Annotated in this window: 21 protein-coding genes; 6 read left to right on the top strand and 15 right to left on the bottom strand. The window is 45.1% G+C overall.

Going from position 1 to position 24,473, the window contains the following annotated elements:
- The first annotated feature begins 12 nt into the window (after positions 1-12).
- Positions 13-627, top strand: a complete 615-nt coding sequence (locus tag QL919_RS01270; protein ID WP_290187788.1) for a hypothetical protein — start codon at positions 13-15, stop codon at positions 625-627.
- Between the two features lie 354 nt (positions 628-981).
- Positions 982-1,653, top strand: a complete 672-nt coding sequence (locus tag QL919_RS01275) for a histidine kinase (RefSeq protein WP_290187789.1) — start codon at positions 982-984, stop codon at positions 1,651-1,653.
- Between the two features lie 28 nt (positions 1,654-1,681).
- Here QL919_RS01275 and QL919_RS01280 read toward each other — a convergent pair whose 3' ends face one another.
- The 6 genes from QL919_RS01280 to QL919_RS01305 all read right to left on the bottom strand — a co-directional run bounded on the left by QL919_RS01280 (position 1,682) and on the right by QL919_RS01305 (position 8,468).
- A complete protein-coding gene (locus QL919_RS01280) occupies positions 1,682-2,254 on the bottom strand; it encodes a GNAT family N-acetyltransferase (RefSeq protein ID WP_101212510.1) in 573 nt (190 codons plus the stop codon).
- Between the two features lie 18 nt (positions 2,255-2,272).
- On the bottom strand, positions 2,273-2,962 hold the full coding sequence (locus QL919_RS01285; protein ID WP_290187790.1) for a nucleotidyltransferase family protein: 690 nt from the start codon (positions 2,960-2,962) through the stop codon (positions 2,273-2,275).
- Positions 2,959-4,287, bottom strand: coding sequence for an XdhC/CoxI family protein (locus QL919_RS01290; protein ID WP_290187791.1), 1,329 nt, complete (start codon positions 4,285-4,287; stop codon positions 2,959-2,961). The genes QL919_RS01285 and QL919_RS01290 overlap by 4 nt, the downstream gene beginning before the upstream one ends.
- Positions 4,288-4,396: 109 nt before the next feature.
- The gene (locus QL919_RS01295) at positions 4,397-6,820 is read right to left on the bottom strand and encodes a xanthine dehydrogenase family protein molybdopterin-binding subunit (protein ID WP_290187792.1); all 2,424 of its coding nucleotides are present in this window, start codon (positions 6,818-6,820) and stop codon (positions 4,397-4,399) included.
- Between the two features lie 2 nt (positions 6,821-6,822).
- Complete coding sequence (locus tag QL919_RS01300; RefSeq protein WP_290187793.1) at positions 6,823-7,815, bottom strand: xanthine dehydrogenase family protein subunit M; 993 nt, start codon at positions 7,813-7,815, stop codon at positions 6,823-6,825.
- Positions 7,812-8,468: a 2Fe-2S iron-sulfur cluster-binding protein gene (locus QL919_RS01305; RefSeq protein ID WP_290187794.1), complete on the bottom strand. Its 657-nt coding sequence runs from the start codon at positions 8,466-8,468 to the stop codon at positions 7,812-7,814. Before QL919_RS01305 ends, QL919_RS01300 begins: the two co-directional genes overlap by 4 nt.
- 510 nt (positions 8,469-8,978) lie before the next feature.
- Between QL919_RS01305 and QL919_RS01310 the strand changes: the two genes are divergently transcribed.
- The 3 genes from QL919_RS01310 to QL919_RS01320 all read left to right on the top strand — a co-directional run bounded on the left by QL919_RS01310 (position 8,979) and on the right by QL919_RS01320 (position 10,339).
- Positions 8,979-9,167: a hypothetical protein gene (locus tag QL919_RS01310; protein ID WP_290187795.1), complete on the top strand. Its 189-nt coding sequence runs from the start codon at positions 8,979-8,981 to the stop codon at positions 9,165-9,167.
- On the top strand, positions 9,164-9,448 hold the full coding sequence (locus QL919_RS01315; protein ID WP_290187796.1) for a hypothetical protein: 285 nt from the start codon (positions 9,164-9,166) through the stop codon (positions 9,446-9,448). The genes QL919_RS01310 and QL919_RS01315 overlap by 4 nt, the downstream gene beginning before the upstream one ends.
- A 222-nt stretch (positions 9,449-9,670) precedes the next feature.
- Positions 9,671-10,339 carry a DsbA family oxidoreductase gene (locus tag QL919_RS01320; RefSeq protein WP_290187797.1) on the top strand — a complete coding sequence of 223 codons (669 nt, stop codon included), beginning with the start codon at positions 9,671-9,673 and terminating at the stop codon, positions 10,337-10,339.
- A 135-nt stretch (positions 10,340-10,474) separates the two neighbouring features.
- On the opposite strand, the gene QL919_RS01325 is transcribed toward QL919_RS01320, so the two are convergent.
- The gene (locus tag QL919_RS01325; protein ID WP_290187798.1) at positions 10,475-11,599 is read right to left on the bottom strand and encodes an S-(hydroxymethyl)glutathione dehydrogenase/class III alcohol dehydrogenase; all 1,125 of its coding nucleotides are present in this window, start codon (positions 11,597-11,599) and stop codon (positions 10,475-10,477) included.
- 200 nt (positions 11,600-11,799) lie between these two features.
- On the opposite strand from QL919_RS01325, the gene QL919_RS01330 reads away from it, so the two are divergent.
- Positions 11,800-12,714, top strand: a complete 915-nt coding sequence (locus QL919_RS01330) for a LysR family transcriptional regulator (RefSeq protein WP_105243999.1) — start codon at positions 11,800-11,802, stop codon at positions 12,712-12,714.
- 284 nt (positions 12,715-12,998) lie between these two features.
- Here the strand turns inward: QL919_RS01330 and QL919_RS01335 are convergent, their stop codons facing one another.
- From QL919_RS01335 to epmB, 8 genes are all read right to left on the bottom strand, one after another.
- On the bottom strand, positions 12,999-13,289 hold the full coding sequence (locus tag QL919_RS01335; RefSeq protein WP_105244000.1) for a DUF4031 domain-containing protein: 291 nt from the start codon (positions 13,287-13,289) through the stop codon (positions 12,999-13,001).
- 68 nt (positions 13,290-13,357) lie between these two features.
- Positions 13,358-15,679 (bottom strand): DUF3488 and transglutaminase-like domain-containing protein, encoded by a 2,322-nt coding sequence (locus QL919_RS01340; protein WP_290187799.1) that lies wholly within the window; start codon positions 15,677-15,679, stop codon positions 13,358-13,360.
- Positions 15,676-16,737, bottom strand: a complete 1,062-nt coding sequence (locus tag QL919_RS01345) for a hypothetical protein (protein ID WP_290187800.1) — start codon at positions 16,735-16,737, stop codon at positions 15,676-15,678. The genes QL919_RS01340 and QL919_RS01345 overlap by 4 nt, the downstream gene beginning before the upstream one ends.
- Positions 16,738-16,821: 84 nt before the next feature.
- Positions 16,822-17,862, bottom strand: coding sequence for a MoxR family ATPase (locus QL919_RS01350; RefSeq protein WP_290187801.1), 1,041 nt, complete (start codon positions 17,860-17,862; stop codon positions 16,822-16,824).
- A 56-nt stretch (positions 17,863-17,918) separates the two neighbouring features.
- Complete coding sequence (locus QL919_RS01355) at positions 17,919-18,377, bottom strand: c-type cytochrome (protein ID WP_290187802.1); 459 nt, start codon at positions 18,375-18,377, stop codon at positions 17,919-17,921.
- A 303-nt stretch (positions 18,378-18,680) separates the two neighbouring features.
- Positions 18,681-20,768 carry a GGDEF domain-containing phosphodiesterase gene (locus tag QL919_RS01360; protein ID WP_290187803.1) on the bottom strand — a complete coding sequence of 696 codons (2,088 nt, stop codon included), beginning with the start codon at positions 20,766-20,768 and terminating at the stop codon, positions 18,681-18,683.
- Between the two features lie 301 nt (positions 20,769-21,069).
- Positions 21,070-22,923, bottom strand: a complete 1,854-nt coding sequence (locus QL919_RS01365; protein ID WP_290187804.1) for a hypothetical protein — start codon at positions 22,921-22,923, stop codon at positions 21,070-21,072.
- A gap of 444 nt (positions 22,924-23,367) precedes the next feature.
- Positions 23,368-24,375, bottom strand: a complete 1,008-nt coding sequence (gene epmB, locus QL919_RS01370) for an EF-P beta-lysylation protein EpmB (RefSeq protein WP_290187805.1) — start codon at positions 24,373-24,375, stop codon at positions 23,368-23,370.
- Between the last annotated feature and the right edge of the window lie 98 nt (positions 24,376-24,473).

Raw genomic sequence — 24,473 nt, forward strand, 5'->3', positions numbered from 1 at the left:
ATGGTAGCCGCTATGTCCTCTTACTTGAATGCTGAGAAAACCTATCTTACTTTAACCCCAGCCGGTATTTTTGAGGCGTTTTCACAAAGTGAGCCTACAAACGAGCAGCTATCATTACAGGATTTATTGTCCTATGGGCAAACACTGCTCGCCGCTGATTGGTTGGAGCGCTATTCTGAGGAATGGTTACAGAGCTTTATAGAGCAAGGCTGGATTGAAAAACTGTCTTTATTTTTACCTGCCCCAAACTTGCCATTGGATCAGTTTTTACCTTATGTCGTTGCTAGCTTATCTGGTAAACGCCGTGCTGCTATTGGCTCTGATGAAGGTTTTTGTCTTGCTCGTATTGGCTACAGCCAAGAAGAGGCGGATATGCTGAGTGTGGCGGCCGCTGACTTCTCAGGCTTTATGCTACGCCAAAAGCAACGTGGCTGGGCAGTAGAAAGCCAAGCAATTTCGTTCTTTCAGCAAGTAGACTTGTTGATTCCTGAGACCAGCTTTGTATTCTTATGGATTGATGGTTCAGGTTATGTACTCATCATCGATGGTGAGCCTCTCACCAACAGTCGTGCTTTTGTGGAACTGGTCTGGGCATTAAAGACTTCTGGATTAAGGTTTTTAAACTAAGCTTCTCAGTGAAGCCAACTCAAATACAGCCTCTATCATTGCCATAAACGCGTTTAACTCATCTGCCTATCGTTTCATTGAGCATATGAGTTAAGCGCGTTTTTCTATTGAAACGACCAAAATGCTTCTTATTTTCCTGAATCAGTTGTTGGCAGTGGTATTCACTTAGCAACGATACTACCCTCATAATTAACAGTAACTTGTCAAATGTTAGGTCATACTTACTTTTGTGGCTTTGTTTAATGATCAATCATTTTTAAGCTATTGTTTTTAAGCTATTGTTATAAAAAATCACCCTTCAGAAATGGCAGTCTTTGCCAAACCTTGCACTCTTGCTTATTTTTAGGACAGTTTATGACTTCGCTGACGACTGTACGCGTGCGTTATCAAACGATTGAAATTGGCAGCACCGACATTCATATTTGCACCCTACGTGATAACCAACAATTTAGTGACCCTGACGACGAGGCACGAGACCTTGGTATTTGTTCAGCTTCTTGGCCGATGTTTGGCGTGATTTGGCCGTCAAGCTTGGTATTGGCCAATCACATGCTTGATTATGATATTGCGGGTAAGCGTATCTTGGAGGTTGGCTGCGGCATGGCATTATCGAGCCTACTGCTCAATCATCGGCATGCGGATATCACCGCGACTGATTATCACCCAACGGTCGAGTACTTCCTTGATCGTAATACCACTTTGAATAATAACAAAGAAATTAATTTTGAACGTTTAGACTGGGCCGAGGACAATAGCCACCTTGGCAAGTTCGATATCATTATCGGTAGTGATTTACTCTATGAAGACCAACATATTGATATTTTGGCTGAATTTATCGAACGTCATGCGTTACCAAAATGTGAGGTCATCGTCGTAGACCCTGGGCGTGGGCGCAAAAACAAGCTGACCAATAAAATGCTTGAATATGGTTTTAGCAGTCAACACGTCAAGCCCGAGAATACCACTTATCTTGACTTGCCATTTAAAGGGCACATTTTGACGTTTTCGCGGGATAATAGTAAGTAAATCCTATAAATGGTAATTATAAATACAGTCAATTTTCGATAGTGTTTTGCCATTGCTGCCGCGTTATTTTGTATAACACATGCTTGGCAAGTGGGTGTCTAGCATCAAGCATAGGGTGATAAAAATCTTCCTGTGTATCCGCCATGCCAAGGCGCTGCATGATAAGCTGCGAGTGTCTATTAATGACTGCGGTGAAAGCGACGACCTCGTTAAGCGCTAGAACTTCAAAAGCAAATTTCAGCGCTGCACGCGCGGCTTCAGTGGCGTAACCCTGTCCCCAATAGTCTTTATGCAGCCGCCAAGCAATCTCCACACAAGGCGCAAATGACATATCCGCATGAGCTGCATTTAAACCCACCATGCCAATAAAGCTATTGTCCGCTTTTGGGCCGTCTTTTTCACTCACTGCCCAAAACCCCCAGCCATTATCTGCAATCAGCTGCTGGCATTTATTGGCTATTACATCGCTCAATTTTGGCGACAATAGCTTGGGGAAATAACGCATGACTTCTGGATCGGCATTCATTTCAGCAAATACCCCAAAGTCAGCTGGCTGCCACTGTCTCAAATAAAGACGTTTAGTTTCTATCACCTTTGTCATTGAAGCCTCTATCTGTGATTATGTATCAAGCCAGCCTTGTTGCTTGGCATAAGTCAGTTGCTCAGGCGTGTCAATATCATAGCTGAGCTGATGCTTATTCACGGTACTTATTTGGCTAGAAGGCAGTCCTCTAATTAAGTAACGCAGCCCTTTATCTCCTGTTAACGATGCTTGCCATTGTTTTAGCAACTCGTAATCAATCGCTAAAGGCAATCCGATGATATCTTTTTTAAAGGTTTCAGTATCGGCTGTTTTATCTAAATCCTGCCCATTACTCCAATGTCTCAAACTACTATAGCCACTTGCAACCACAGTCTGTTGACCCGCTAGCAGCTCTATTAAATGCGGCTCATTAAGTAAGATTTGGTCAATCCCCATTATCAAAACACGATTAACAAGACTGTCGTCAAGATTAACTAATGCCTCAATACCTAAATATAAACTATGCGCCATCCCTGTTTCGGGTGTTAGGTTCGTAACCGTGTGGATAATGGCATGCTGAGTAGCTAACTCGGTAACCGCACTGACTATTGATGGATTATCTTCAGGAATAACAATGATAATGGCTTGCGGCTGGGTCGCTAATGCAAGCTTGGTCATATAACGGATTAACGGTTCGCCATCTTTTTTGAGTAGCTGCTTTGCTTGGCCAAGGCGCTGACTGAGACCACTTGCCAAAATGATAACCGCATGATTTTGAGTCATCATGCGTGGCTCATCATAGTTAAGTCACTATTATCTAAATCTACACATTTAGCTGGTGGCGTTTGTCCATGCATAACCGCGTTTATTTGCGCCATGATACCCAGCGCCAAAGCTTCGGGCCCATCGCCACCTAACTTATAGCCGATAGGATACTGTAGCTTATTGATACCGTTGTTTAAAATATTAGGATCAGATTTAGTAGCCTTAATCTCATCTATCAGACGCTCGGTACGATAGCGCGGGCCTAATTGTCCGAGGTACTTATAGTGATTGGCACGTGTCAATAGTACCGCAAGGCGAGCACGGTCTTGACTGAGGCTATGTGACATCAGTGCCACAGCAGCGTTATGACTGAGCTTTAGCAAAGTATCCGTATCTTCCAACGATAACGGCAGCACTTCATCTGCTTGCGGGAAACGTATACGTGTGGCGTATTGCGCGCGACTATCTACGACGGTGACATGCCAATCTTGCAATTTTGCCATGGTGACCAGCGGCATGACATCATTGCCTGCACCGCAAATCAGCAGACGGATTTGTGGCTCTAATCTTTGTACCAGCCACTCTGTTGTTAAATTAACGTTGTCATAATGGTCATCATCTTTCACAACAACGTATTCGGTCTTTTTATTACCAAGCTCATGTTGAGCTAGGTTTTCGACCGTATTGAAAAGAGTATTTGAAACATCAAACCCGGCTTGATTTAAGCTGTTACTAGTGCCAATACCATTAGCGCCTATAGTCGTAATTTGTTCTGACTCGGTATAATTATCCAAATTAATGCGCATACCGATTTGCAGTTCAGGATTTGAGTTTTGGCGACTAGCAGAGCGAATTAATGTGGCTATCGTGACGGGTTGCTGCGTACCTCGAACTTGACCAATAACATTCAAAAGCGCCGTCGCTGTCGTTAAGCGCTCAAACAAAACATGTACCCGTCCATTACATCCTAAGCCAAAATTCAACTCGTCTAAATCAAGGTCTGGTTCATCATAGAAATCAACATTTAAAAAATCATTTTCGGACGTCTCTTCTTTAGCAGCTGCTTTCGCTTCGCCATTTTTGGTGTATTCAATATCATCGCCCGTTTGATAAACTTGTACGCTTGCGCCATTACGAGTAAGCCAAAAGGCACGTTTGATAATATGCGGCTCAAGGCAGCCACCACTTATCATTCCGACCGAGCGTCCATCTGCGCATATAAGCATCATCGCGCCAGCACGACGATATGCTGAGCCTTCGGTACGGACGACCGTTGCCAGTACAGCATCAACGTTTTGTTGAGCGGCCTCACCTGCTAGCTTGAGAATGTCAGCGATTTGATTCATAACGCCTCTTGTTTTGCTTATGTTATAACTTGCTTATGTTATAAACCGTTAGGGTGTAAAAACCCGCAGCTTAGGCGGGTTCTTTTTGTATACAAGTTAATTTAAAAAACTACTCTGGCATCTCATAAAGCAGCTTGTCGAGGGTAATCGGGAAGTCATAAACACGCACACCAACCGCATTATAGATAGCATTGGCAATCGCGGCAGCAGCACCTGCAATAGCCGTCTCACCGATACCTTTGATGTGCATTGGATTGGTATAAGGATCATCTTCTTCTACCAATATGACATCTAACTGCGGTACGTCCGCATTAACTGGCACATGATACTCGGCAAGGTCATGGTTACAGAGACGACCGTCACGTTTGTCATGAATCACTTCTTCCATCAACGCTGAGCCAATACCGAACACCATACCGCCATAGCATTGCGAGGTAGCCGTTTTGTGGTTCAGAATACGACCAGCGGCAAATGCACCTGTCATACGTTTCACCCGAATCTCACCAGTGACTTTATGAACCGCCACTTCAGCGAAGTTCGCACCAAAAGAGGCTTGGCGATGGCTCTTACCGTTCTTACCCGGTTTTATCTGGCCTTTGGCAGTGATTTTTTGCTCATCATAGTCAGCGACCACATCCGCAAGCGCATAAGACTCTGTATTATCAAAATCATACTCTTGTGATGCTGACTGTCCTGATAGCGAAAGCCCTGTGGTTTGCGATAGCTTATCAATAGTGCTGTCAGCAAATGATTGGCCGCTCTTTTTGGCAGCTTCCATTGCCGTTAAAGCATGCTCGCCTGTTTTCTTGATTTGACCATTGTCTAACTGAATGTTGTCAGGATACAGACCAACTTTTTCTGCTAGCATTTCACGCAGCTGCTCACAAGCAAGATAGACACCACTACCCGCACTCGCAGCACCCCAACTGCCACCTGAGCCTGATGCTGGTGGCAATGCACTGTCACCTAGTTTCATCTCAACATGGTCGATAGGCAGTCCTAACAGGTCTGCCGCTACCTGAGAAAACACCGTATAAGACCCTGTACCGATGTCTGTCATGTCTGTCTCGATAACTGCTTTGATACCAAGTGCTTTTGAGCTATCTATCTGCAAGGTGGCGCGAGCTTCTGAAGGCTGTAATTGGTTACCACGAGCGGATGCTGCCATGCCTGTGCCTATCCACCAGTCACCTTCTAATTGACTGGCAGGCTTGGCGTTTCGCTCACTCCAACCAAAATGCTCAGCACCTTGTTCCATACAGGCAATCAATTGGCGCGTTGAGAAAGGAATATCTTGACTCGGATCTTGCTCTGGCTCATTACGACGGCGTAGTTCAACCGGATCAATCTCCAACTGTGTGGCAAGCTCATCCATGGCACATTCAAGCGCGATCATACCTACCGCTTCGCCAGGCGCACGCATAGAACCTGACAACACTTGGTTCATGTCTACCATCTCATAATTCACACGGCGGTTTTTGCCGCTATATAGATGGTGCGTAGATAGAGCAGTTGGCTCAAAGAAAGCCTCACCTGGCAAATTACTAGAGATCGTATCGTGAATCAATGTATCGATCACGCCGTCATTGTTCGCGCCGATTGCGATACGCTGACGCGTGTTTGAGCGTCTGACCGTTGCTTCCATCACTTGTGAACGCGTCATAGTGATTAGCACAGGACGACCCAGATCTTTCGCAGCAATCGCCGCTGCAATAGATTCAGGAGCAATACCGAGCTTACTACCGAACCCACCACCCACATAGTATGCGATCAGTTGTACTTGATCTTTATTTAGGCCCAGAGCATCCATGACTTGCTGTTTGCAAGAAGCGAGCATCTGATTGGAAGTATACAAAACGAGCTTATCGCCTTCCCAATGAGCCAACGTTGCATGGGGCTCCATCGGAGAGTTGCTTTGACTTGGGGTATGATAAAAGCGATCAACGGTCACTGCCGCATCAGCTAAGCCTTGGTCTGGATCGCCTTGGACATTATTTTTATCAGAGCCTTTTTTTTCATCTACCGCATGTGCGTTAGAGAGCTCTTGGGTAAAGTTCAGTGCCGCTTGGTCAGTCTCATCCTTATAAGTCACTTTCAGCGCTTTAGCGCCTTCTCTTGCCGCCTCAAAAGTCTCAGCGACGACCACTGCAATAGGCTGACCATGATAAAAAATCTCGCTAACCCCTTGCTTGGGTGCTTTAGTTTTTGTCCCTTGTTGAGAGTTACGCAAAAAGTGCTCAGGATCGGTCACGACTTTAATAATATTAGGAATGCCTTTTAGAGAGTCACTATCGATACTCTCAACTTGACCTTTAACAATGGTCGCGCCTACCAATACACCATAGGCTTGATTGTCCAAGTGTATTTCGGCACTGTATTTCGCTTGACCGCTAACCTTTAGGGAACCATCAACACGGTTGATTGGCTTACCAACTAGCTTGCTTGCCGTTGTGCTAAATAGCGTTTCAACAGGCTCATCCATGGTCAGTTTTTTGGTTGGTTCTGACTGTGTGATTGATTCTAATAGTGCCATGATTATGCTCCCTCGCCCGCTAATGCGCGCTGAATAACTTGTTTTAGTAGGCGACGCGTCAACGGTATTTTAAAGTCGTTCTGACCATTACCTTTGGCATCCTGCAATAATAGATCAGCGGCCTGCGTGATAACGTCGCTATTGCCATCGGTATCCATTAATAGTGCCTCAACCTCTTCATTACGCCATGGCTTGGTACCGATGCCGCCGAACGCCAATCGTACTGTCTTTAGGTTGCCATTGTCGTCAGCATCGATGACTGCGGCACAAGATACCAGTGCAAAGGCATAAGAAGCGCGATCACGCACTTTGTCATAGGTATGCATGCCCTTAATAGGGGCAGGTAATACAACATGAGTAATCAGCTCGCCTGCTTCTAGCACATTTTCGATATGCGGCGTGTCTTTTGGCAAACAATAAAAATCTTTCACATCGATAGCGCGAGTCGAGCCATCTGCTTTAACTGTCTCTATCGTGGCATCCAGTAAGCGCATTGCCACTGCCATATCGGATGGGTGCTGAGCAATACATGAATCACTGGTACCTAAGACAGCTAGGGTACGGTTCTCCCCGTTGATAGCAGGACATCCTGTGCCCGGTTCACGTTTATTACAAGCGCTGTCTGTTTGATAAAAATAATAGCAACGAGTACGCTGCAAAAAGTTGCCGCCCGTTGTCGCTCTGTTACGTAGCTGACCAGTCGCTCCTGCCAATATGGCACGAGACAATACCGGATAATTTGCAATGACCTCAGGATGGGCAGCCAAATCACTATTGCTGACCAGCGTACCGATACGCAGTCCGCCGTCATCAGTCGTTTCTATCTGTTGTAATTCTAAGCGCGTCACATCAACTAATTTAGTTGGCGTTTCAATCTCTAGCTTCATCAAATCTAAGAGGTTGGTACCGCCTGCGATAAATGAGGCTTCTTTAGGAGTAGCAAACATAACCGCTTGCTGCGGTTCAAGGGCACGAATATATTCAAAGCGTTTCATGAGCGGCCTCCTGATGTGCTATTGGCAGTCTTATTATTCGACGACTTGTTACCTAGCTGCGCCTCACTTGGCGGCGGCGACCAAATACCAGTTACTTCTGAGCCTTGTACTGGGTTACTTACAGACGTTTTAGATTTGTCGGCTACTTGGCGCTCTAATACTTGAGAGATAGCTTTAATAATATTAGGATAAGCGGAGCAGCGACAAATATTACCACTCATACGCTCAGCGATTTCTTGTACTAGGAGGCCATCAGGATTTTGCAGGTCAGTAGTGACGTGGCTTGGCCAGTTTTGTTTGACCTCTTCTATCAATGCCGTCGCTGAACAGATTTGCCCAGGGGTACAATATCCACACTGGAAAGCGTCATGATCTTTAAAGGCTTGCTGCAACTCAGATAACGACTCAGGCAATCCAATGCCCTCAATCGTCGTAACCTCATCGCCATCGTGCATGACCGCTAGCGTCAAACATGAATTCACGCGCTTGCCATTAATGAGAATGGTACAGGCACCACATTGACCGTGGTCACAGCCCTTTTTGGGACCAGTGATTTGTAAATGTTGGCGGCAGACATCGAGCAATGTCGTGCGCGGATCGAGATTATCAAGCTGATAATCCTGCTTATTAATCGTTAACGTCAAAGTAGACATGCTGGCTTCTCGCTGGCGGATGATTATTAAATTATCGTTACTTATATAAGATAAAAGTAACCTCAATTTTTTTATTATGACTGACAGCAAAGGTTAACTTTGTTATTACTTTGTAGTGCTTAGGGTGTAGTTCTTTATTAGAAATCAATAAGATTAAGGTGTACTCTCATTTTAAATATAGAGATAAGCTCATTGGTTCATAAACTTATTGACTCGTTATTTAATCGATTTGTAACTTAATTGAACAATCACTCAATTAATATTGAACGTTCGCTCAAAATAACTTATAGTAGTTGCAGTTGACTTACTTAGACAAGCATCATCTACATATTTGAGCAAACACTCAAATAAAATATTACGTCTATAGTAGATTGGCTATCTTATTCTAATAACCATTAAATAACTAATTAACAACCACAATAAGGGTTTTTATATGACTGACTTTACTTTACACGACAAACAGAGCGCACCAGCAGATAGCTGCTTGATATCTCTATCAATGCTTTTGGCATGGTTCCAAATTTACACGCAGTAATGGCCGAAGCACCAGGCTTGCTTGAAGGCTATCAACGTCTCCATCAGTTGTTTTTAGACAGTAGCTTCGATGATGAAGAAGTTACCGTTGTATGGCAAACCATCAACGTCGAGCACGCTTGTCATTATTGCGTCCCTGCGCATACTGGTATTGCAAAAGTATGAAAGTAGATGACGCGATTACCGAAGCATTACGTAATGAAATCCCATTACCGACTGATAAGTTAGAAGCGCTACGTAACTTTACGCTCTCTGTCGTCCGTGATCGTGGTAACGTTAATGATGACGCCGTACAAGCATTTTTGGATGCAGGCTTCACTAAGCGCCAGATTTTAGAAGTCGTCCTTGCTGCAGCGCAAAAAGTGATGAGCAACTATACGAACCATTTGGCCAACACACCAATCGATAAGCCTTTCCAAAAGTTTGAATGGCACAAGGTTGACTAATGACGCTGACTAACGAAGCAGACTAATAAAACAGATTAACCATTACATTAACGATGCAACCAATTTAGGGTTGAAATAATCCCTTTGGTGTTTCTATACTGTTATCTAAAAAACTGTTGTTCGGAAAGTATTCGAGCAGCAGTTTTCTCAGTTAAAATAATATGGATTAATTAGAGCCATAGATATCAGTTAGAATCATAAATAATAGCAATGAGAGGTTATATGGAACATTCAAAGCAGTTATCATCAGAGCAGCCACTGCGCATAGATATTGTATCTGACGTGGTCTGTCCTTGGTGCGTCATCGGCTACCGCCAGCTGGCACAAGCACTGGAGAAAACCAATACCGAGCATGAAATTCACTGGCATCCATTTGAGCTGAATCCTAGTATGCCAAGCGACGGTCAGAATATGCGCGAGCATATTATGGAGAAGTATGGCTCGAGCAAGGAAGAGTCTGATGCTAGCCGAACTCGATTGAAGGAAGCGGGTCACGAAGTCGGCTTTGAGTTCAACTTTAATGATGACACGCGTATGCACAACACCTTTAATCTGCATCAACTTTTGCATTGGGCAGATCAACAAGGACGTATGCACGACTTAAAGCAGGCGCTATTTACCGCTCACTTTACCAATAACAGAAACATCTCTGATAATGCAGTGCTTGCAGATATTGTAGCAGAGATTGGACTAGATCGTAGTGAGGCATTGGCGGTACTAGAAGACCAACGATTTGCCAAAGCGGTAAGAGAGGCTGAGCAACATTGGCAACAACAAGGCATTCAAAGCGTGCCAGCAATGATTTTTAATGAGCGCCATTTGGTTGGTGGTGCTCAAGGGGTTGAGAACTATGTCAATATATTAGAGCAATTGGCTAATATGACAGACTAAATCAACTTGAATGACCATCAAAGCTAAAAAAATGCCGCCCCATATAGGAGCGGCATTTTTATTTTATAACACTGTTATTTTATAACGCTAAATTTATAACCTATATCGTTAATCATTAATTTTAAAAAGTATCTCTTAAAAATGAATAACCGTACGAATACTCTCACCTTTATGCATCAAGTCAAAGGCTTCGTTAATGTCTTCTAATGGCATCGTATGAGTGATAAAGTCATTTAATGGGATGTCACCTTGCATATAACGATCGACGTAGCCTGGTAATTCTGAACGGCCTTTGACCCCGCCAAATGCTGAACCCTTCCAGACGCGACCAGTCACTAGCTGGAATGGGCGGGTTGAGATTTCTTTGCCTGCACCAGCGACACCGATGATGACCGACTCGCCCCAACCTTTATGGCAGCACTCAAGCGCTGAACGCATGACATCGACATTACCAATACACTCAAACGAATAGTCTACGCCGCCGTCGGTCAATTCGACGATGACATCCTGAATGGGCTTATCATAATTTTTTGGGTTGATGCAATCTGTCGCGCCAAGCTTTTTGGCCAACTCAAACTTGCTCTCGTTGATATCGATAGCGATGATACGGCTGGCTTTGGCCATTTGCGCACCGATGATAGCAGACAGTCCGATGCCGCCCAGCCCAAAGATAGCAACCGTTGCGCCCTCCTCGACTTTGGCAGTATTCATCACAGCGCCCATGCCCGTGGTCACGCCGCAGCCCAGCAAGCAGACTTCTTCTAATGGCGCTTCTTTATTGACTTTGGCCAATGAAATCTCTGGCAACACCGTGTATTCAGAAAAAGTCGAGCAGCCCATATAATGGTAAATCGGCTTACCATCTTTGTAAAAACGCGTGGTACCATCTGGCATCAGGCCTTTACCTTGGGTTTCGCGTACTGCCGAGCATAGGTTGGTTTTACCTGAACGACACATTTTACAGACGCCGCACTCTGCGGTGTACAACGGAATGACATGGTCGCCGACTTGCACGCTGGTCACGCCTTCACCGACTTGCTCGACGATACCGCCACCTTCGTGACCCAAAATCGTAGGAAACACGCCTTCTGGGTCTTCACCAGATAAGGTGAACGCATCGGTATGGCAAACGCCGCTGGCGACGACCTTTACCAGCACTTCACCTTTTTTGGGCAGCATCACATCGACTTCTTCGATAGATAGCGGCTCATTTGGCCCCCACGCGATGGCGGCTTTGGACTTAATAAAATTATCTGACATAGTATTCCCTCTTGTAATCATAAATAAGTGATGGCGTTAATCACGCTCAGACCAATTTAGCTTATAGCGCTTACACTGTAGAAGCAAGCGCTAGTTTGAGTCGTCTATAAGAGTTGATTTTATACTGTCCATTATAGTTGTTTCTGCTGTGATAACAATGTGTTATATTTGCAAATATCTTTTTCACATTGGTAATAATCATGCGCTGGGATGGCATTAGTGAGTTTGTCTACGTGGCTGAATACGAGAGCTTTACCCGAGCGGCAAAGGAGCTAGGCATCTCCACCGCGCAGGTCAGTCGGCAGATCAGCGCGTTAGAAAAACGCCTGAATATTAAATTGCTCTATCGTACGACGCGGAAGGTGTCGCTCACAGAAGAAGGGCGGGTGTTTTATCAGCATTGCCGCGGCGTGCTCGATGGCTTGGATGCCGCCGAGCAAGCGGTGAGTAACTTACAATCTAAGCCGCAAGGCAGAATCAAACTCACCGCCCCTGTCACCTATGGCGAGCAGCAACTCTTGCCCCTGATCAATGACTTTATGGTGCAATACCGCGATATCGAAGTGACGGCCTTTTTGAGCAATCAAAAAATAGATCTAATAGAGGGCGGCTATGATCTAGCGGTGCGTATTGGCAAATTAAGCGACTCAACCATGATGGCAAAAAAACTCAGTCGCCGTACCAACTTTGTCTGCGCTGCACCTGCTTACCTCAAAAGATATGGTACACCGCACACACTGTCTGATCTGCACAAACATAACTGCCTACTTGGTACACGTGATTATTGGCACTTTATCGAAAATAATAAACAGGCTAACAAGGCAGTGGGTCAGCAAGCGCACAAACCAACGGACACAGAAAAAAACCTACGCGTCTCAGGCAGCGTGCAATACAACAGCGGCCACAGCTTAGTGGATGCAGCATTAAAGGGTCTAGGTATCGTGCAGCTGCCTGATTATTATGTGCAGCAATATCTGGCCTCAGGGGCATTGATCAGCGTACTGGATAACTATAGAGAGCCTGAAGAAAGCATTTGGGCGATTTATCCGCACAATCGTCATTTATCGCCAAAGATTCGCTTGCTGGTGGATTATCTGGCAGCGCGTCTGGCATAGTTGGCGCTCTTACATCATCGCTGATAAGATCTAGTTGTCACGCGCGCCTTTACTATGCATGGTTTATTACGCACAATGCTATAAAGCATCGCGCTTTGATATACAAAGAGTACTTATATAGTGAGTTCAGTATAAAAACGATACAGTGAGACTGGGATAAATTTTACGCAGCATCGAGCGGCGCAGGCACAGCACGCAAGGAAAATTTATACCAGTTCCACGTTGACATATAAGGTAGGCTGCAAACGCATGACCCACCTTTTTTCTGCTTTGAAAGAATGCGCTTATTCGCAGCCCTCAGCGCGTGCGATTTGCTCATGTAATTCTATTTTTAGCTTCTTTGCACATTCAATAATCTTTTTTCGATTGGCAGGTATAGCGCCATATTCAATCGCCTTTTTGCGCATTTGTACTGTCACATCATAGTGCGGATAGCTGGCGTCTCGGTGAAACAACCGCGTATCTATCTCAATCAAGGCGGCAAACTCATGGAGCTCTTGCAGGCTATCTGCCAGCATGTGGCACCATTTATAGCCTTTAAATTCTATCTGCATAAAATCGACATATATCGCCATAGAGTCGCCTCCTGTATTATCAATAGCTATTTTATCATGTGCTAAACAACGCTTTCACAAAACAGCCATTAGAACAATTCACGTGCATCTTTCTTAAGCTGCTTTAGGATAGTTTGGTACTCGCTATCATTGGTTTCAAGGCTGCTTAGACGTCCATAACGCAGCTGCCGATAGTTCTGCCTCATTTGCAAGATTTTTGCTTGTACAATCTCTGAATGCCCGCTATCTGTTAGCTTACTCACTTTACTGCTCTTATTACTACTTTTAGCATTGGTATCGGCGTTGGTATCAGCGTCGATATCAGTATTTGAATCATTTTCTCGGTCATTAACCGCTATTGCCAAGCGCTCAAGCCAAGCCAGCTGCCCTTCACGCTCTTGACGAGCCAACTCTTTATCACTTTTACCAATACGTTTTGATAACTGTGCAAGTGGTAGGTCTGCTGGATGCCAACGCTTACGGCGACGTTGCCAAATAACAAAGACCAAAATCACCATGACAGTAATAGCACTTGCCGCTAGCCAAATAATTTGCTGCATGATTGAACGGATATTAAACCATTTGAGTAGCGAGTCGGCTTGCTTGTCCTGATCGTAACCAACGACATCTTTTTGCCAATAGTAACTGGCTTGATCGGAGAGGCGGCGTAAGGTTTGTAGCATTTGATACTGCTGATAGCTGATTTGTGCCCCAGCGCCATCACCGAACATTGCTGCCCCTTGTGCCTGCGTCAGTGCCTCCATACCCTGCTCGACACGCTCAGGCGCGACAAAGGCGGTCGGATCGACACGTAGCCAGCCTTGACCATCAAGCCAAACCTCCGTCCAAGCGTGCGCATCCTTTTGCCGTACTTCCCAAACATTACCACCGCGGCTCAGCTCGCCACCTTGATAGCCCGCCACGACGCGTGCTGGAATGCCAGCGGCGCGCATCATAAAGGTGAAGCTGGAAGAATAATGCTCACAAAACCCCGCTTTGGTCTCAAACAAAAACTCATCAATACGGTTATTATTCAGTCGTGGCGGAGACAGTGTATAACGAAAGTCCGTTTGGTTAATCCAGCGCTCAAGTGCTTGCATGTAGCGCACGGGGTCTGAGTCTGATTGAACAAACAGCTGCTGCGCCAATGTTCGCGCTTGCGGATTACCGTCAGCTGGTAGGGTAAGGTTTAGACGGCGCGACTCATCAGAGAGAATCGGATCGATACGCATCGGTGCAAACTGCAATACGTCGTAGCGCAGCTGCTGAGTCACCGGCTGGTCTTTTAATAAGGTAAAGTCTGAGGTGATTTTGACGTCTTGGCGCTGCGTAAACGGATAATCAAGCCCAAACAGCCAGCTTTGCTGCGTTGGCTCTAGGATAATCTCATAGTTGGTCGGCGCAACTTTCGCTTCATCAGGGATAGTTGCAAAGGCATTCTCAATCCAAGCAGGCGTTTGCGGTGCAGGCCGCCACTCTTGTTGCTGAGGGCTAGGACGCCACGTGACCCCATCAAACTCACTAAAGACCAAGCCGCGCCAATAGAGCTGCTGCTGTGGGGGACGATTGTCTACAAACTCTACCCGAAACGCAAGCTCGGTCGATTGTCCTAAATTGGCAAAATCACCGGGTGACATACTATCAGAGACACCCGTGGTCGCTTGCTGACCTGAGAGCTGCACTGACCATAGCGGTGGCAGGCGCGGGAAAAACAAAAACAGCACGACCAATAATGGCAATGCGCCGATGCCAAGCACGCCCAACGTACGCAGACGCCCATCACCACGAGCATTGCCGTCGTCATTTAGCGCAATAAAGGCCAGCAGCACCGTAACCGCCCCTACGATTACCTCAAACGTCGTGACCAAGCCTTGATCCATCAAAAACAGCGCGGCGAGGACAAATAGCGATAAATTTAATACCACATAGGCATCACGGCGCTTATAAAGCTCCCACAGCTTGCTAATCAAGCATAGCACCAAAAACGCCACACCCATATCGAGGCCGAAAGCGGTGTGATAAGTCAGCCATAGCCCTGCCAGCCCTAACAAAAACCCGAGCATCTGCATGCCCTGATAGACGCGTTTTAGATGCGCTGTTTTTCTAAATCGCGCTTTCACACGCGGCAGCTGAGCAATAATACTGACCACCGCAAAACCCATTAGCCATAACGGCAAATGCGCTGCATGCGGTAAGATAATGACCACTTGGGCGATCAACACCCAATAGTAGGCAGGCAAAGCAAAAAATTTGGCATATCCGCTTGGCTTTTCGCCGTGTACTATCTGTGCACTGCGATGATGACCCAAGGCCAGCTGCTCAAAGCTGGCAGTTTTTATAACGTCTGCTTTATCAAAGCGACTCGATGACGCTATCGTTTTTTTTGATAAAGGCTGTGTAGAGTTATTCATGACGCTTTTGCCAACCTTAGCAAGCACGTTTGTACAAAGCTGTCACCTGCCCCCATCGCCGCGCCGGCAGATTTATCTTGCGGTAGTTGCATCGTAAAGGGTACGCCCAGCTCACCCAATGTCTGTACACCATAAGCCAGCTGTGCCAGTTTTTGTTCATGATGCGCGGCTGGCATATCGGCATAATCCAACGTTTGCTCATGACCGACCGGATCGGCAAAATGCTTGGTAAACATGCCTTGACCTCGTGCCACATGCCCCCACGACACACGGGCCAGCGACTCACCTTCGATATAGTTGTCGAGCCGCTCAAAATCATCTTGACCTTGCTGATATTGCCCACCTGTTGGCAGATCTTTTTCATTGGCTAGCGCATACTGTGCTTGCCAATCAAAGACTTCAGGTTTTGGATACACCCAAGCGCTACGGGCAAAGTAGACATAAGACCATGCGCGCATAATACCTAACGGATAAACGGTTTTGATGGTTAATCTTGGTAATATCAGCTGCCCACGACTGTGCGTTTGTACAGGCAAACGAATCACTTGCTCGCCTTGCAGTCGTGTCATTAGTATCGACTCTTGAGTACTAATGCTATTTTTTATTTTTTTACTGGCTTTTTTATCTATCTTACTATTAGCCTTACTATTTGCTTGGCCGTCAGCCTGCTCAAAGCTAAATAATAGCTGCCGTCTTGGTTGACGGCTTTCACTAATCAGTTGCAAGGTCACCCAGACAGGCGCACCTGCTTCTGCCATGGTCACTTCTATTAACTGTACTTTAAGACCTGAGATATGGGCAAAGGTCACATGAAAGCTGATAAGCCAAACGCTGACCAGATAAAAACACAGACCCAACACCAAGTTATTGCCATAGTTGATACCAGCAATAAAAGTGATAATTAATAACACCGCATATAGCATCCCTTCGCGGCTAAAAAAGATATAGACATTACGCAAATTGAGCGTGGCGCTATCGCTTTTTGGTGCCCGCGCGGCAAACCAACGGCGTAATGCGGAACTAGCTGGTATGGTGAAGACTTTTGGCAAAAGACTCATGACTACCCTATTTTCAAAATTAATAGTCTTATCGCTAATAAACGAGCAGCTTTGGAAGTGAATCTATTATGAGTAAAAAAATGGTCAAACAATAACAGGCGCTTCTGCCAAAATACGTTGGGCGATGGTCTGCATCGCTTGCCCACCAGTCACATGCGCGGGTACAAAACGCTGACCGAGGCGATGATCGGTGACGGCAGCAAACACGGCTTGGATATCTTCAGGCGTGACCTCCATATGCCCTGATACATAAGCATAAGCCTGCGCAGCACGCTGTAGCGACAGTACGCCACGTGGTGAAAGACCATGATACTCAGAGCTTGCACGTGTTTTGGCGACCAGTCTTTGCAGATAATCTAACACTACATCCGCGACATACACTTGCTTGACACCTTGTTGCGCTAATAATACAGCCTGCGTATCAAGTACCGCGGGCAGCTCTTTTAATAGCTCGCGGCGGTCTTGACCTTTTAATAGCTCGCGCTCAGCGGCAGGTGATGGATATCCTAGCGACAAGCACAATAAAAACCGATCTAGTTGCGATTCAGGCAATGGATAAACGCCCGCTTGCTGCAATGGGTTTTGCGTAGCAATGACGAAAAATGGCTGTGGTAACGGATAGGTTTGCCCATCTTGTGTCACTTGACGCTCTTCCATCGCTTCTAGTAATGCACTTTGGGTCTTAGGACTAGAGCGATTTATTTCATCTGCCAGCAATAGCTGAGTGAAGATGGGGCCGGGACGAAATTCAAACTGCTGTTTGCTTTGATCGTAGATGCTCATACCCAAAATATCTGCCGGCAGCATGTCATTGGTAAACTGCACGCGGCTAAAGCTCAGACCGAGCAGCTGCGCTAAGCCTTGTGCCAACGTCGTTTTTCCCATACCCGGCAAATCTTGCAACAATAGATGCCCACCTGCCAGTATGCCGCTCAGCGCCAACTTGATAGCCTGCGGTTTGTCTAGCACGATTTGATTTAACTGCATCATGAGCTGAGCAATTTTTTGCTGGTTGCGGGGATAGTTGGCAGCGCCATGGGCAGCATCAGGAGCAGAATCATTGACTGCTGACGATACTGACTGAGATACGGAGGTCTGTGTTCTATCTATAGCTGCATGAATCATAGTCAATTATTGGCTCGTTTTTTTGATTAATAATTATAAGACTGTTAAGTCAGTAGTTACTTAGCATTCTCTTCAATCGGTGGCGCTGCACGAAGCGTGGACAAATAAGCAATCACATCTGCTCGCTCCTGAGCATCAGGCATCGGATCCGAAAGCATCTTTGAATCTGGCATAGTATTGGGAGCATCAGCGATATAAGGATCTAACGTCTCAGCATCCCATATCCAACCTGATGTCTTAAGCCCTTCGCTATAAGTATAGTCGTCTAGCTCTGCTGCTTTTGCACCGTATATATTCATCAGCTGTGGCCCTTTTTTATTGAGGCCAGCATTCAGCTGATGACATTGACCACAGGCATCTTGATAAATAATAGCGCCGTTATCGGCATCACCCTCAGTATATAACGGCAATGTCACAGGGGCACGGTGGTCAGGTGGTGTACGTTCGCCGCAAGCGCTGAGCAATAAAATAGCGGCAATAAAACCGCCCAATAGATACTTACTAAGGATAGACATTTTTGACAATCTTAAGTTGAGGAGCGCTATCTATCAGTGAATTGGTTAAATAGACTTATGCAGCCAATAACTTATGAATATGTCATCTGCAAAACATGATATTGAATGACATACAAAGCACACATTGTCCACACTCATAGATAGCTATTTATAAAAAAACACAGCGTTATGAATCAGTATCTCAACCGATAAATAACGCTAGGATGAACATTCAGTTGTAGGATTAGGGTCTATTGAATAACCAGATGGCTTTAGCTGGATGCTTTGATTCAAAGCCATCACTCGGGCCTTTGGTTTAACAATCTAATTCGAGATTTTGATTGTACTGCTAGGCGCCTCTAAATAATAACCCTGTAGATAGCGGGCACCCACGCTCCAAGCGACAGACATCGTTGCTGCATCTTCAATATAAGGCATCAACACATCGACACTGACTTCTTTAGTACGCACAATCAATGACTTGACCGTGTTTAAGTTATCTTCTGAGTCGATACCTTGTACGTAGCTACGTGCCAAACGTACCATATCTGGCTGTACAAAGTTGGCAATCTCCACAGATTTTGCAGAAGAGCCAAAATTATTAATACCCAGTTGACAGCTGACTTGTGTCAATGCTGAAAATTGAGTTTTAGCGACAGTTAAATGGTCTGAGATGTCTTTTTCATTAAATTGTACTGTCAATACTCCAGCGGTACCGCCCACTGCTTTTATCAGCTGACTTGCCACACTAGGCAGCTTTTTATCTACCAAAGAAGCGCTGGTCAGTTGCACCAGCAATTTGGCTTCTGGATGGGTTTTACGCACATCGTTTATTTTCTTACAGGCATTTATGAGTACCCAACGATCTATTTTTTCAAGTAAATGATGCGTTTTGGCAACCGCCATAAATTGATCAGGAGTGAGTACGGTGTTGTCAGCATCTGCCAGTGGTAAGCGTAGATACACTTCAAAAAAGTCGCTACGGTCATTATTGATATCGTATATCGGCTGAAATGTCAGCTCAAAGCGATTGTTGGTAATGGCATCGACCAAGGATTCGGCAAGTGCATGATCGTCACTATTGGCGTGCTCGCTTGGATCATACAGGTGATAAGTACCACCATGATTGGAGGTTTCTATCATAATCTGATTGATGGCATCCATGGCACGTTCGAGCAATATGTTTGGCTCAGCAGTGTTTTTCTCTATTTTCACAATACCGATACTAACCGTGGTACTGGTCGTGCGCTTGTCCACTTCAATGAACATCTCACTGATACGGCTACCGATTTTTTCAGCAAGTGCTTGAAGCTCTGTCATTGTCTTGTTTTCGACGATGACCGTAAAGGCTGTATCACTAAAGCGGCTAACGTGCCCGTCTGTTACCAACTCATTGAGCGCATAGGCCACTTGCTTCACTGTAGCATCTATCCCTTGCAGACCCAAACTACTTCTAATCTTACCCACATTATCAAGCTGAATATATAATAGCCCAGCCGTCAGTGCACCTTGCCGTGCTTGCTGATGCACGATTGCCATCTGCTCTTCGAAACCGCGGCGATTATCAATCCCCGTTAAGCTATCTTTGCGCTCAGCTTCAGCGAGACGTTTGGCAACCTCGGCACTGTTAGCAGTGTTCTGCTGGATAATTACCTGCGTCACCGGCTCACCCTCTAAGCTTGCCGAGGCCAACTGTAATTTTGCTGCAAAGGTGCTGCCATCGGTACGTTTGCTTTCGAACTCAAACTCAACGTCTTTACGATTGCCTTTATCAAACCGACTTAGGAACTGTTTAACGCTTTTAACATTATCGCCCCCAGAAATTAAGTCAACAATAGGTACCCCTATGGCATCGTTCAGCGACTTAAAACCGAATAATTGCAAATAAGGATCATTGGCAAATATATGAATACCTTGATCGATATAGGCAACCGCACTTTTAGAGTTCTTAATAAGCACATTGGCACGCTGCTCTGCTTCAGAGAGAACATGGCGCAATGTTTTTAATTCGCGGCGACTACGCAAATTGTCATGCTGTAGACAGATAGCCATCACTATTGCCATCTCTTGCTCTACTTTGAGTGCTTTGACCATGGTGCCACTGACAATAGCGGGCAACCCCTCATCATTACGAGCAGTCGCTGCCATCTCTTCACTCATCAAGCAAATCATTGGCAAATCAATGCTTTGCTCCTGAACAAGCCCCACCACATCGGTGAAGTTCATATCATAGGCTTTACCAAAAACCAATACATCCCATGGTTGGCGTAGCAGCTTTAACAGCTCTTCTTTATCGTCCAAAAACCCCAGATTCACACTGTCATAATAAGAACCTAGCAAATGCACAAGGCGCTCAGCATAGAGCTGATCATCATTGATGACTAATAAGTTTAGAGTGGACTGAGTGCGCATAGGAAGCCTTTTAATCTTATGATCGTATTTTTATCTTTAATAGATATCTTATAACCGATAGCCGACAAACGAAACGTTTACCTCTACCAAAAAAACAATCTAACACAGCGAACACCATGGAGTGTAAACCTTATCGCAATTACTACTATCACACTAGCTTAACGCTTCAGCTTAGCTGACTTGTTTGCTCGACTTTGGCATTGCTGTCAGTATCATACAAAGCTAGAGTAACAATTTCAGTCATTATAGACAATAATTTAACCAACTGCAGATTAACTTAGTTGCTATATGGGTGGATTCGCTATATCTGCACCACTTCATACTGGCTGAACTCATCGGTAATCAATAATCTGTTTAGCAAGCGTAGTGACGTTTGCTGATTATTGATACGTAAGACGACTCTGTCGTTGGTTTTAAAGTGAGAGGTTGGCACGACTAAGCTTGCGATGGTTTGTAATTGCTCATCCTTGCCAACGATAAACGCCGGTACAAAATGCCGACTCCGCACGCCTCTGCCATCTAGACGTAGACCACAAGCAACTAAGCTATGTCCGAGCACTTGCCACTCAATCTCAGGATGTTTAGCATCGAGATTAATCCAACGTACCATGCCCATGGACCAATCAGCTGTATCCTTTGTCTCAGAGCGACACAGTAAAACAAGACTCATAACCTGTAAAGGAAATGGTGACGTTGCCTTTTTGTCGTCTACATTCTTACTATCAACGCTCTTGTCATCAGTGCTCTTGTCATCAGCAATTGGTTGATTACCTTTACCCTTGCCAGCAATCGAATTCCTATCTACTGCTGAACCCACACGTCCTACTGGTAGCGCCTTTTGTAGAGTACTATCCTTATGCGCTGAAGCAGATTCTGTTGATGCAGCCAGTCTCAGTGAGCGGAATATCGACATCTCATCATTGCGATCAAACGTCTCAACATTTAAAACCACACTACTGTCTTGATTGTTGGTAAAGGTATCGTAGTGCGGTCGCTGTCCTTCTGGTAATGACTTGGTCACGATTAGATTGGTAAAACGGCGCGAGTCACTCACCCGGTAATGAATATCATTGAAACCACTCATCAACACAGCTTGTTGCTTAAGCTTATCAATGGTTGGTTGTGTGAGTCGTGGCTTTAGGTAGCGATAATCAACCGCCATGGATATCTTGTTGAGCAAACAACTCTCAACCCCTTCACTATCTTCATCGATTAATACTTGCTTGCGTGATTTAAGATACTCAACCATCGGCGCAAGCTCTATAAACAAGCAGTCATGCCGATCCTCATAGGGATTGATTGTAGAGTTGGCAGTTAAGTAGGTGGGCGGCTGGTCATCTCGTAAATCAACGAAAACCCGTGTCTCAGTATGAGGCTCTAGCGTCGCAACGAGATGCTCAGCCCACTCAGGCAATAGACGCTGCACCAATAAAATATTAGGTCGGCGAAAGGCTCGTACGTTTAATAGGCTGTGCAAACATATCTGACAGTACAAACGATGTATATTATCAGCACGCTGAGTGACCGTATATACGCTCAAGTCAATGCCAGTGGCACGCTGCTGATGAGCGAGATGATACAGTTGATTGATTTTAGACCATAAATAAGAAGAGGGTTTTTGGTAGCACAATGTCTCTTCGCCTAACAGTCTTTGATACATCAGTAGCGACTGGTAGATTGCGATAGATAGCGTAATTGGCGAAGATTGATCATGTTTTAAATAACGTTGCCAAACATTCTTGGACGGCTGTCTGTCATGATTGGCCAGCAGTGATATCTCACGGCGGATAACGCCATCGTAAACCATGATAATGAGATAGTATAGCGACTGAATCTGAGCCATATGACCCAGTTGCTCTTCATCTAATGCCCCTGTCTCGTAGATATAATGCTGGCGCAAGGTAGCAATCAGTTGTTCCGCTGCGTCAATCACTATAGCTGTTAGTTTGATACGCTGTTTTTCATCTACGTCCGCTACTCGCAATTCTGCAAGAATAGCTTCTAATTGCTCGGCTTGTTCTTTTTCTGTTTGCGACGGTAGACTGGTCAGCTGTTTTAACAGATGTCGTTGCTGACTATTAAAGGACTGATGCAGCGCTGTTGGCTCTACCTCTGTAGAAGTTAGATACTCTTGAAAGGTCGATAGGGTTATCATCCTTAATATTCCTAGTAGCTTTTTATGAATTCGAACAGTTTCGAATAGCTTTATTTTGCAAAATGCCAAAACTTTCAATCATACAAATTAGAAAGATATGGCAAAAAAACAAACTAGGAACGACGATAGAAGAGTGCATCAGATATACGACACGACCTAATAGCAGACGAAAAATAAAAACACCATCAAACCCACTTAATCCATCATTGTGGTCGGTATTTTTATCCGTGCTGTTTATAGGTACTGCTATTTATAAACACTACCTTATTGCTTTTTTGGCACCCTCTTTATTGATGACTCGAGTACCCATCAATCCAACATACTTGCCTTGATATAAAAGTCCGAATTTGACTTTACAGTTTTAATTCTATTAGAAACCAGTCTGCCCACTCTTCAATAGCCATTCTTTGTTCATTAATTTTTCAATATACCATATTGCGCATATTAATGGTTATTGTAAATGTCAATCGGTACCTTAAAAGGTTTATTCGGTAGTTCCCTTACTAGCTTTGGTACTAGATAGCCTGGTAATGCAGCCAATAATGACCAGTAAAGCTCAATTGATGACCGTTCGTCGCTATCGAAATGTGCAGCACCTGCTACTTTATCAAGCACGTGTAAGTAATAAGGCAGCACGCCACTAGTAAACAAACGCTGACTTAACTGTGTTTGTGCCTCTACGCTGTCGTTAATACCTTTTAGTAAAACAGCTTGATTCAACAAAGTAATGCCAGCTGCTTTGGCTCGCTGCAAATACTCGGCTGTCAGCACATCTATCTCATTGGCGTGATTGCAATGAATCACCATGACAATCTGACAGCGGCTCTGAGACAGTCTCTCTAGCAGTGCATCATCTAAGCGCGCTGGAATGACCAATGGCAACCGAGTATGCAGACGTATGGTCGTCAGCTGCGGAATTGCCTCCAACGTATCTAACCATAAGAATAAGCGCCTATTTGTCACGTTCAATGGGTCGCCGCCACTCAAAATCACTTCATTGATATCAGGATTGGCAGTGATATAGTCAATAATATGCTCTTTGGCATCGGCTGTGGGCATATTGGCGCTATAGTCAAAGTGCTGACGGAAGCAGTATCGGCAATGAATCGCACAAGCACCTGTGATGGTTAACAGCACTCTAGACTGGTACTTATGCAGTAAGCCTTTTACTGGATTTTGGTCGTTTTCGCCTAATGGATCTGCCACATAACCTGTCACCTTGATTTGTTCTTGTTGGTTTGGCAGTACTTGCTTAAGCAAAGGATCCTCTCGATCACCAACCGTCATTTTTGCCACAAAAGCACGCGGCACTCGCAGCTCAAAATGTTTCGGCACATAGACCTCCGAGCGCAATGATTCAAGCTTTAAGAGGGCCAGCAACTCATCGACAGACGTAATGGCTTCGGATAATTGCGTTTGCCAGTTTTTTTGTGTGATTAAATGGTTTATCATGACAGCCTACTACCTGTGCCCAAAAGCCGATATTATACGCTCTTAGTGTCTGCCCTATCAAAGTATAGGATTTAACCGATAAATATAGACCCTAACTG

Origin of the sequence: Psychrobacter sp. APC 3426 (genome assembly GCF_030408035.1) — a bacterium.
GTDB lineage: Bacteria > Pseudomonadota > Gammaproteobacteria > Pseudomonadales > Moraxellaceae > Psychrobacter.